General features: G+C 62.8%; 8 protein-coding genes. 3 read left to right on the forward strand and 5 right to left on the reverse strand.

Going from position 1 to position 8506, the window contains the following annotated elements:
* Positions 1–937, forward strand: a 937-nt coding sequence (locus Q0288_RS11635) for a class II aldolase/adducin family protein (protein WP_299430581.1), incomplete at its 5' end; no start/stop codon positions are given.
* Positions 938–941: 4 nt separating this feature from the next.
* Here Q0288_RS11635 and Q0288_RS11640 read toward each other — a convergent pair.
* The 3 genes from Q0288_RS11640 to Q0288_RS11650 form a co-directional block, all read right to left on the reverse strand.
* A complete protein-coding gene (locus Q0288_RS11640) occupies positions 942–1811 on the reverse strand; it encodes an ABC transporter permease (RefSeq protein ID WP_299430583.1) in 870 nt (289 codons plus the stop codon).
* 21 nt (positions 1812–1832) lie between these two features.
* Positions 1833–2750 carry an ABC transporter permease gene (locus tag Q0288_RS11645; RefSeq protein ID WP_299430585.1) on the reverse strand — a complete coding sequence of 306 codons (918 nt, stop codon included), beginning with the start codon at positions 2748–2750 and terminating at the stop codon, positions 1833–1835.
* 212 nt (positions 2751–2962) lie between these two features.
* Positions 2963–4486, reverse strand: a complete 1524-nt coding sequence (locus Q0288_RS11650) for an ABC transporter substrate-binding protein (RefSeq protein ID WP_299430587.1) — start codon at positions 4484–4486, stop codon at positions 2963–2965.
* A gap of 219 nt (positions 4487–4705) precedes the next feature.
* Between Q0288_RS11650 and Q0288_RS11655 the strand changes: the two genes are divergently transcribed.
* Positions 4706–5431, forward strand: a complete 726-nt coding sequence (locus Q0288_RS11655) for a TVP38/TMEM64 family protein (protein ID WP_299430589.1) — start codon at positions 4706–4708, stop codon at positions 5429–5431.
* Here Q0288_RS11655 and Q0288_RS11660 read toward each other — a convergent pair.
* Positions 5423–6157 (reverse strand): NAD-dependent deacylase, encoded by a 735-nt coding sequence (locus Q0288_RS11660; protein WP_299430591.1) that lies wholly within the window; start codon positions 6155–6157, stop codon positions 5423–5425. The two genes, Q0288_RS11655 and Q0288_RS11660, sit on opposite strands and share 9 nt — an antisense overlap.
* A 192-nt stretch (positions 6158–6349) precedes the next feature.
* Between Q0288_RS11660 and Q0288_RS11665 the strand changes: the two genes are divergently transcribed.
* The gene (locus Q0288_RS11665; RefSeq protein WP_299430594.1) at positions 6350–7828 is read left to right on the forward strand and encodes an NAD(P)H-hydrate dehydratase; all 1479 of its coding nucleotides are present in this window, start codon (positions 6350–6352) and stop codon (positions 7826–7828) included.
* On the opposite strand, the gene Q0288_RS11670 is transcribed toward Q0288_RS11665, so the two are convergent.
* Positions 7797–8506 (reverse strand): hypothetical protein (locus tag Q0288_RS11670; RefSeq protein WP_299430593.1); only part of this gene is annotated, 710 nt, incomplete at its 5' end. The genes Q0288_RS11665 and Q0288_RS11670 overlap by 32 nt on opposite strands.

Below are 8506 nucleotides of genomic sequence, written 5' to 3' on the forward strand. Positions count from 1 at the left end.
GCTGAACTTTATCCGGGCCGACAAACCCCAGCCTTTCCGGCGTAAGGCCCAGGGGACGATGGTAGTCTCCTTCCTCGAGCTGCCCCAGATGCCCGCCGACCCCATCGCCGGGCTGTACACCTACCTGGTCAAGGCGCTTTCGAACATGCTGGTGGTCTATGTGCCGGGCCAGGGGGCCCATTTCCTGACCCTCGAGCTGGGCCAGTACCATGAGCCCGAAGGTCCGCGTTTCGCCGAGCGGCTCTTCGAGCGCATCCACCCCATCGCCTCCTCGGTGCTGGTGGTCAACAACCGCTTCGAGCCCGACCTCGAAAGCGACCTCTGGCAGGGCGACGCCCTGAGCCGCAGCCTGCGCGAGGCCGGAAGCAAGCTGGCCGAGTGGGACCTTCTTCCAGCCGCCTTTCCGATTGAGGAAATTTTACCCCCCGAAGATATGCGGCACGTCAAGCGGCTCTACGGGATTGGCGGGCTTTCGTATGGCAACCTCTCGGTGCGAAAGGATCACCGGCGCTTCTGGATGTCGGCCAGCGGGGTAGACAAGGCCAACCTGCGGGAGGTGGGGCGCGATATTCTGATGGTCACCGACTACGACGTGGAGCAGAACGCCATGTGCCTCTCGGTGCCACCGGGGGTGGAGCCGCGCCGGGTCAGCGTGGATGCCATCGAGCACTGGATGATCTACCGCGAACACCCCCAGGTTGGGGCCATCCTGCACATCCACGCCTGGATGGAAAACATCCCCTCCACCCAGTTCAACTACCCCTGCGGCACCTACCAGCTCGCCGATGCGGTGGCGGAAAAGGTGCGCCAGGCACCCGACCCCAGCCGGGCGGTGGTGGGCCTCAAGAACCACGGTCTGACCATTACCGGACACAGCCTGCAAGAGATCCTGGCCCGCATCGAGGGCCGCCTCCTGCGCCAGGTGCCCATGACCTGAGGGCTTACCCTCGAGGTTTGAGCCGCAGCCGCAGCCACTCCCCCACCAGGTTGATGGCCAGGGCGGTGATCGCGATGGCCAGACCCGGCAACACCGCCATCCAGGGGTAGACCACCAGGTACTGCCGGCCCACGGCCAGCATGTTTCCCCAGCTTGGAATTTCGGGAGGTACGCTCAGGCCCAGAAACCCCAGCCCAGCCTCGTAAAAGATCATGGCCGACATCTCAAAGGTGGCCAGAATAATCAGGGGCCCGGCCAGGTTGGGTAGGATATGCCGCCAGATAATGAGCAGGTCGCTACCCCCCAGGCTCCGGGCGGCTTCGATGTAGGGCAGGGCCCGGATCCGCAGCACCTCGCTGCGCACCAGCCGATAAAAAATGGGCGAACTGCTCACCCCAAACAGCAGAATCACGTTTTCCAGGCTTCTGCCCAGCAGCGTTACCAGCAACACCACCAGAACCAGATACGGAATCGAAAGCACCAGGTTGGAGGCCGCGGTGAGCAGCGCATCCAGTCTCCCGCCAAAGTAGCCTGCCAGCAAGCCCGTACTCGCCCCCAGCAGAACCGCCAGGGCTACCCCAAACAGCCCTACGGTCAGCGAAACCCGGGTGCCATAAATCAGCCTGGACAGCAGATCCTGGCCCAGGATATCCGTTCCCAGCAGATGGGTCGGGCTGCCGCCTGCCTGCCAGGCCGGGGGCAGGTTAGACTGCGCCAGGTCGCCGTCGGTTGGGCTGAACGGGGCCAGGAAGGGGGCCAGGACTGCAAGCCCGATCAAGCAGAGGAGCAGGCCCCCTCCTACCAGGCCGCCCAGGTGCCGCACCCCCCCGAGCGGGGGGGGCTTCGAGGGTCGGGATGCGGGCTTATAGGTCATAACGCAGTCAGGCCAGCGGGCTTAGCCGTGTTGCACTCGAGGGTCTATCAGGCTGTAAAAGACATCGGTTAGCAGCTGTACCGCAATCGCAAAAAAAGTCACGAACAGGGTAATGGCTTGAATCAGCGGGAAGTCGGCGTCCTGAATGGCGGTGTTGAGCAGGCTGCCCAAACCCGGCCAGGCAAAAACCGTTTCGATGTAAATCGAACCGCCCAGCAAATAGGTGAACTGCACCCCAGAAACCGCCACCAGGGGAATCAGCACATTGGGCAGCAGGTGCCGCCCGGCCACCCCGAACTCACCCAGCCCCTTTCCACGCGCGGTGCGAATGTAATCCGAGCTGCGAACCTCGTCCACCACAGCAACCGTCAGGCGCAGCAACTGACCCATGATGGCAAATCCCAGGGCCACCGTGGGTAGAACCAGCGAGACCAGGCTGTCCCGGCCAAAGGAGGGCAGCCAGCCCAGTTGTACGGAAAACAGCAGGATCAGCAGCATGGCCAGCCAGTAGCTGGGAACAACCTGACCGGCAAAGCCCAGCCAGACCGCCAGGCGGGCCAGCAGACTGAACGGATACATGCCCGCCAGGATGCCCAGCGGAACCGCCACCAGCCAGGAAAACAACAGGGCGGCAAAAGCCAGCTCGAGGGTTGCCGGGAGGCGTTCCATGATCATATCCCAGTTGTCTTGCTGGGTTCGCAGCGAACGCCCCAGATCGCCTTGAACCACCCCTGCCAGGTAGTTCCAGAACTGCAGCACCAGCGGGTCGTCGAGGCCCAGTCCGGCTTTGAAGGCGGCTCGGTGTTCGGCGCTGGCCTCCTTGGGCAGCATCAAGGCCACCGGGTCGCCCACCAGACGCACCATCAAAAACACCAGCACCAGCACTCCCGCCAACAGCAGAAGCGAGTGCAGCGAACGGCTTAGCAGATAACGCAACATGGATGCAACTCGCCCTCAGTGGCACTTAGCGGCCAGGCAGATGCCGCTCGGAAGTGGACGGTATGCTGGCTTCACCGGAGGTTCATCCCGTCACAAAACCAGGGCGGTTTTCAACTGGGGGGCATCCCCGGTTGCTTTGAAAACCGCCTCGCTGGCCATGCGGGGTGGGCCCTCTAGACCAGCCCCCCAGAGGAGCTGGGGGACTGGGCAGACTAGCGAACCGAGACGCCCTTCAAGAAGAATTCTTCCGCTGCTCGAGGGCGGTAGTTCTGCACTCGAGCATTGACCGCCTCAAAAACCATCAACTGGTACAGGTACACAAAGGGCGGGTCGTCGAACATCAGGCGCTGGAGCTGGCGGTACAACGACGCACGAGCGTTGCGGTCGGTCGTGGTCGAAATCTGCTGAATCAGCCGGCTCAGAGCCTCATTTTCCCAGGTGTTGTAAAAGGCTCCTGGAGTCAGTGCGCCCACCAGCCTGGGCAGGGCCTCGCCCACGGTGGAAGACCAGCTATCCACGTACATGGGCCCCACCGCTCCGTAGCGGGCCTGGCTCCAGTAGGCGGTGGAGGTTTTGAATTCCAGGCTGACGTCCACCCCCACCCGGGCCAGGTCGCGCTGAATGGAGAGGCAGACCTCGTTGATGTTCACATAGGCATCGGTGGGGCAGCCCATGCTGATGGAAAAGCCATTCGGGAAGCCAGCCTGGGTCAGAAGCTGTCTGGCCCGCTCGGGGTTGTGGGGGTAGGGTGCAATCGAGGCATCGAATCCGAGGTTGCCCTGCACCACAAAGCCGGAGATCAGCCGGGCCTGGTCGTTGAACAGGGCCCGCACGATACCGGGGCGGTTGATGGCATAGTTGAGCGCCTGGCGAACCTGCCGGTTTTCCAGCGGGGTTCCAACCCCATTGCCCACATTCTTAAAGCCCACATAAAACACCCGGTCGTTGGGGTAGCTGATCACCCGGAGCCGGTCGTTGTTCCGCAAGGTGCCGGCCAGCTCAGGGGTCAGCCGGTTGGCGATGTCAATCTGTCCGGTGCGAACGGCAGCCAGGCGGGTGTTGACATCGGGTATCACCCGGAAGATAACCCGGTTAAGCCGGGGGAGCCCCGGTTCCCAGTAGTTTCGATTGGCCTCGAGCACAATGCGGTCGCCAGCCGTGCGGGATACAAAACGAAAGGGGCCGGTTCCCACTGGACGGGCCGCAAAACCATCCAGCCCGACCTGGTTGATGTAGTTGGGAGGCACCATGGCCCAGGTGTTGGCCAGGATGTTGAGGAATATGGCGTTGGGAGCCTCGAGCACCAGGGTCACGGTGGTCGGGTTAATTACCCGCACATCTTTTACCAGGCTGAACTGGTCGGCGAAGTCGTTCGACCGATCCTGGCCGGTTCTCCAGGTTGCAACCACGCTGTTGGCGTTGAACTCCTCGCCGTTGTGAAACCTGACCCCGGTGCGCAGGGTGAAGGTGTACTCCAGGCCATCGGGAGAGACCGTCCAGCGGGTGGCCAGGTCGGGCACGAGCTCGCCGTTGTCGTTGACCCAGACCAGCGAGTTGAACATCTGCCAGGCCACGTTTGCGGCGGTTCGATCTGGCGCCCGGGGCATAAACAGGCTTTTGGGGTCGTTTGCCAGCGCAATGGTGATCTGGCCGGTAGGAGCCTGGGCTCCCCCGGTTGTGGTTTGCGCTCCAGCCGTGAACGAGATCAAAAGAACAACCAGTAACAAAAGTCTCACGAACACCTCCGCTTGCTTTTTTGGGTCGCTACCCCTGAGCGGAAGCTATTACGCCAGTTTCATGGGAGTATCAATCGCAGGGGCCGGCAACCTGAAAAAAGAACCGGCCATTCGGAGGCTGCCTTCGCAAAAGCATCTGCTGGGCACCTTCCTGCCTAAGCCCTGACAACGCAAGCGAGCACAGGGTTTCCTCATCCGGTGTGCTACCCTAAGGGCTGGATGAAACTGCCTGCGCCCACACTTCCCCTGATCCCCATTTTTCTGGTGTTATTGTTCCTGGTAAGCCTGCTTATCGGCTCTTATTTCGCGTTCCCTGGTTTCAAGGAGCGCCTGGACTGGGTGTATGGCCTGCTTTCCAGCGGTAACCAGCAGGCCATCCAGGCCTGGGTCGCGGGTCTGGGCTGGTTTGGCCCCTTGAGCATCATCGGCCTGATGATCGCCCAGACCCTGGTCTCGGTGGTTCCCATGACCCTGGTGATGCTGATCTCGGTACTGGCTTTTGGGCCGGTGTATGGCGGAATCCTGGGCTGGATCGGGGCCATTATTGCCGCCCTGGTGGGCTATAGCATTGCCAGGGTGCTGGGCCCGGTAGTGGTAGACCGTTTTGTCAGCGAGAAAATCCGCCTCAAGGTGGAAGAACCGGTACAGCGCTACGGCCCCTGGGCCGTCATTGCATTGAGGCTGTCCTTCCTGGTGCCCACCGACAGTGTGAACTTTGTGGCCGGACTGGTCAGAATGCACCCCCTCAAGTTCTTGCTGGCCACCTCGGTAGGGGCAGCCCCGGTTGCGGTGGTGGTGGCCTGGCTGGGGGCCGATTTCTCGCGCCTGGGGCCTTTTCTACTCGTAGCCACCCTGGTGGGCTTGACTGCCCTGGGAGGCTGGATACTCTACGACCAGACCCGCTTACGCCGCAAAGCCAGCCCCAGCGAGAGCGAATCAACTTGAGTTGTGCATCAGCGCTTCCATGCCCTCCACGGCTCCTTTTCTCAGGGAGCAGTCGGCCCAGCTCGAGAGTGGGGTGGTTTCGGGGTTGATCTCAATCAGATAGGCTCCGTTCAGGCTGGCCAGCCGTCCCAGACTGGCAGCGGGTTCGACTTCGGCGCTGGTGCCAACCACTAAAGCCACCTCGGCCTGGGCAAAAGCCCGTTCGGCCCGCTCAAAGGAGCCGGGTGGCAGCATCTCCCCAAACCAGACCACATCCGGGCGGCCTCTGGAGCTACAGTCTGGGCAGTGCGGCGGTGGAGCAAACTGGGCCGGATCGGGGAGTGGAAACCGCTGCCCACACCGCTCGCAACGAGCCCGGGCAATACTGCCATGCAGTTCCACCAGACGCTTTGAACCGGCCCGGCTGTGCAGACTATCCACGTTTTGGGTCACCAACAAAAACTCGTCCCCAACCAGCTTTTCAAGCACTGCCAGCAGGATATGCGCACGGTTGGGCTGGGCTTGCAGTACGTTGCGGTAGCGCCAGGCATACCATTCCCAGACTTTCTGGGGGTTGCGGGCATAGGCTCCCGGAGTAGCGTATTCTTCGATATCGAAATCCTTCCACAGGCCCGCCGCATCGCGGAAGGTGGGAATACCCGACGGCCTCGAGATGCCGGCCCCGGTCAGAACGGCGACCCGGCGGGCGCTGGAAAGGCGCTGCCGGGCCGTGGTCAGGGTGCTCATGGCTTCAGTGTACGCTTTGGCTCGAGGTTCGTAGAATACGGGTAGGCTAGCCGGCCCGCAGGCTCTGGCAAGAGGCTCGAGTGGGGGCAGATAGCGTTTCATGTGTTAGCCCATTACTGAAGGCAATTCTCGAGCGATGACCCGTCGGATCATCCCCCAGGATAGAAGTTGGAACTTTAGATGGAATCCACCGTGCGACTCTATACCGCTCAAGCCATGCGCGACGCCGACCAGAAGGCCACCGAGCTGGGCTATCCCGGCCTGGTCTTGATGGATACAGCCGGGAGACGCTCGGCCAAACGGTTGTTACAACATTTTGAGGGTCGCAAAACAGCCGTGTTGTGCGGCAGGGGCAACAACGGCGGGGATGGCCTGGTAGCCGCCCGCTGGCTCTGGGCCTGGGGTCGCGAGGTAGCGGTTTATGCCGCTGAGGGTCAGGAGGGGGATGCGGCCACTGCCCGGCAAGCGCTGCTGGCCCACGGCCTGAAAATAGAGCCTCTGACGGCCTGGAAACCCGAAACGCACACCGTGGTGCTGGACGCCCTGTTTGGGACAGGACTGCGCGGGCCATTGGAAGGCTTCTATGCGGGGCTGGTCGAGGAAGTCACCGCATCCGGGCTGCCGGTGGTGGCGGTGGACATCCCCTCGGGCCTGCCGCATAAACCCCACATCCGTGCCGACCTGACCATTGCGCTGGCAGGTCTGAAAAACGAACACCTGTTTTACCCCCATCGCGCAGCCTGCGGGCGCATCCTGCTCGACTCGATTGGAATGCCGCCCAGGGCGCTGGAGAACCCCGACCTGCCCGAATTGTTATGCCACCCGGCCATGCGTCCGTTGCTCCCCGTTCGCACCGGCGATGCCCACAAAGGCTCGGTGGGGCGGGTGCTGGTGGCGGGAGGTTACCGCAGCTACACGGGCGCACCCAGCCTGGCGGCCCTGGGGGCCTACCGCGCTGGAGCAGGGCTGGTTACCGTGGCCTACCCCGCCGATTGTGAGGTGCAGCCACCCCAGGAGGCGGTGCGGCTTCCCTTGTTTGATTGGAATGTAGCCAGTCTACACATGGCCAGGGCCGAAGCGGTTGCAGTGGGAATGGGGGCGGGTGAGGGCGGGGTGGAGGCCGCCCTGGCTGCCCTGGGCCTGAATCGTCCCACCGTGCTGGACGCCGAGGCGCTGGACTTACGGGTACTGCAGGCCTATGCCAGAGCAGGGCTTCCCACCGTGCTAACCCCCCATCCGGGGGAGGCCAGCCGGCTGCTTGGCCTGCCCAGTGAGCAAATTGCCCGCTTCCCCCTCGAGGCTGCCCAAACCCTGGCCAGGCGGTATCCTGGCCTGGTAGTCGTACTCAAGGGAGGCCCTACGGTACTGGCCTTTGTGCCATCTGATGCCCGGTCTCCAGCGCCCTTCCTTGCGGTGAATGGCACCGGCAATCCCACCATGGCCACCGGCGGGATGGGCGATGTTCTGGCCGGTGTGATTGCGGCGCTGATGGCAGCAGGCCGGACAGCCTGGGACGCTGCGCGGCTGGGGGTGTACCTGCATGGACTCGCGGGCGATCTGGTCGCCAAAACCGGCTTGCTGGCCCACGAAGTCGCCGAGGCCTTACCAGAAGCCATAGAGGGGTTGCGTCTGGGCATGGTCAGAGATTTCTGGGAGCCCGGATCTGATTGACCCCCAGCAACAACACGCTCATCGCCAGCATCCACAGAATGTCGTAGGTCACGATAGACCACTTCGCCGGGGGGATGCCCCCCAACACGTAGACCACTCGAGCCAGGCTGCCCAGCACCAGCGCCCACACCACCCCTTGCAGGTATCGTCCGATGCGCCCACCGGCCAGCACCGGGGTCTGCTGTGCAAAAAGCAGGGTCAGATAAAATGCAACCCCTGCATAAATCAGATCAATAGCACTCAGGGGGCGAATCAGGGTGGTGAGGGACGAAAGCAACACCCCGCCCAGCACAGCGATCAGCGCCAGCCGCTGCGAAAACCCCAGGGGATACAGGCCCTGGCGCTCCATACTGAAGGGGAGGAGCGTCCCCATCCCCAGCAAGAGGGCCACCCCCACCAGATAGATACCCTCACGCACCGAGCCGGTATTCAGGCTGGTTGCGGTCTGGTAGGTAAAGAGCAGATCGCCCATTCCCAAAAACAGCAGTCCCAGCGCCAGGCCACCGAGTGCCCGTCGGATGGTGGCCGGTGAGCGGGCGGCAATCTGCCAGAGCGCATACGCCCCCACAAAGTTGGACAGGCTCACCGCCAGACTGCGGGCGTAGGTATCGCCCACCAAACCCAGCACCCAGACCAACCAGAGGAGTCCCAGCAGACCATAAATCATCATGAACCCTG

The organism is uncultured Meiothermus sp. (genome assembly GCF_937863175.1).
Lineage (GTDB): Bacteria > Deinococcota > Deinococci > Deinococcales > Thermaceae > Meiothermus.